This is a genomic window from Nonomuraea sp. NPDC049646, from assembly GCF_044465525.1.
In the GTDB taxonomy this organism is placed as follows: Bacteria; Actinomycetota; Actinomycetes; order Streptosporangiales; family Streptosporangiaceae; genus Nonomuraea.
Genome location: NZ_JBITLU010000045.1, coordinates 1 through 1,996, shown reverse-complemented (window position 1 = coordinate 1,996; position 1,996 = coordinate 1). Strand labels below are relative to the sequence as shown.

The 1,996-nt window shown below is 69.3% G+C and carries 2 protein-coding genes; both read left to right on the top strand.

Translation table 11 applies throughout. The annotated features are described in order from the left end of the window. Nucleotides 1–121 precede the first annotated feature (121 nt). On the top strand, nucleotides 122–1,450 hold the full coding sequence (locus ACIBQ8_RS51150) for an IS481 family transposase (RefSeq protein ID WP_397195918.1): 1,329 nt from the start codon (nucleotides 122–124) through the stop codon (nucleotides 1,448–1,450). A gap of 15 nt (nucleotides 1,451–1,465) precedes the next feature. Further along, entirely contained in the window at nucleotides 1,466–1,939 is a 474-nt protein-coding gene (locus ACIBQ8_RS51145; protein ID WP_397195917.1) for a hypothetical protein, read from the top strand. Nucleotides 1,940–1,996 lie beyond the last annotated feature (57 nt).

Sequence of the window (1,996 nt, the reverse complement as noted above, 5' to 3'; positions counted from 1 at the left end):
TGTCCTGTCCCGGGACATGCTTGACACGTCGATCCCAAGACATGGGTGACAGGTGCTGTTGTCGGCCAGTCTGGCGTGCGTCGTTGCGGCGTCGTGCGTCAGGAGGCCGGGATTGGCCCTGGTGGATATGTCCGTTGTCGAGCAGCGGTATCGGGCTGTGCTGGCGGTCCTGGCCGGCGCGTCGGTGACCGAGGTCTCCCGGGAGGTCGGGGTGGCGCGGCAGACGTTGTCGGGCTGGGTGTCGCGTTATCGGGAGTCGGGGCTGGGCGGGCTGGTGGATCGCTCGCGGCGGCCGCATTCGTCTCCGTCACAGATGCGGGCGGAGGTGGAGGTGCTGGTATGTGAGCTTCGGCGGCAGCATCCGCGGTGGGGTCCGGTCCGGCTGGCGCACGAGGCCGGGCGGCGCGGGATCGATCCGCCGCCGTCGCGGATGGGGGTGTATCGGGCGCTGGTGCGTCATGGGCTGATCGAGCCTGGTGCGGGGCGGCGTAAGCGGGTCTATCGGCGCTGGCAGCGTGCGGCGCCGATGGAGTTATGGCAGATGGACATCGTCGGCGGCGTGTTCTTGGCCGATGGGCGTGAGGTCAAGGTGGTGACCGGCGTCGACGACCACTCCCGCTTCTGCGTGATCGCCAAAGCGGTGGTGCGGGCCACCGGCCGGGCTGTCTGCCTGGCCTTCACCGAGGCGCTGTGGGCGTTCGGAGCGCCGGGTGAGGTGCTGACGGACAACGGCAAGCAGTTCACCGCGCGGTTCGGCCATGGCGGTGAGGTGCTGTTCGACCGGATCTGCCGGGACAACGCCATCGTGCACCGGCTCACCCAGCCGCGCTCGCCCACCACGACCGGGAAGGTGGAGCGCTTCCATCAGAGCATGCGCCGCGAGCTGCTGGATGACGCCGGCCCGTTCGAGGACCTGGCCGCGTTCCAGGCCGAGCTGGACGCGTGGGTGGCCCATTACAACACCGCCAGACCGCATCAGAGCCTGGACATGGCCGTCCCGGCCGACCGGTTCACGCCGGTGGGCGAGGCCGAGCGGGAGCTGCTGCCGCTGCGCCTGCCGACCATCCTGACCGCCCAACCAGACCCGGCACCTGCCACGGACGATGCAGCCGACGCCGCTGCTGCCGGGCCGAAGCGCCCCAAACCCAGCAACGAGGACACGCAGGTGGCCAGGCGTCCGACGAGGTCGGCGGCGTCCTGGTCGGGCGGCCCTATCGAGTTCGACCGGGTAGTGCCGGGTAGCGGCAATCTGGGCGTGGCCGGCAAGCAGTTCTGGCTCGGCCCGGCCCGCGCCGGTCAGGTGATCACCTTCTGGGCGGACGTGAACGTGATCCATTTGCTGGTCGGCGGAGCGCGGCTCAAAAGCCTGCGCTCACACCTGTCGACCAACGACCTGGCCCGCCTGTTCGCCGATGGTGGCCGCCCGGCCGGGCCGTCGCCGCTGCCGTAGGCCGAGAACGACGCCGTGGTGGAGGTGGAGCGGACGGTGAACAAGTACGGCATGGTCAGCCTGGTCGGCCGCTACCTGCTGGCCGCCGAGATCCTGGGCGGGCGTCGGGTCACCATCCGGATCGAGGAGAAGACCCTGATGTTCCTCGACCCTGACACCCGGCAGCTGCTGCGCACGCGGCCGAACCCGTTGATCTGGCAGAGGTGCCTGATGCTGCGTGGTGCTCGCCCTGCCGGCCCGCCGCCTGTCCCGGAGCGGTCGCCGATCACGGTGCAGCGGCGTGCGAGCTCCTTCGGCGTCATCATGGTCACCCGGCAGACCGTCTCCCTGGGCCGGCTGTATGTCGGCCGGGTCGTCACGGTGCACGTCAGCGACACCACTCTGACCATCGATCTGGACGAGGGGCCGCGTACCGTGCACCGCACCACCGACCTTCCGGTCCGCAACGTCAAAGTGCATCGGCCCCGCAAGGTCGACCATGTTTCCTAGATCACCTGTCGCCTATGTCCTGGGACAGAAACGTCAGGCATCTCATGGGACTAGACA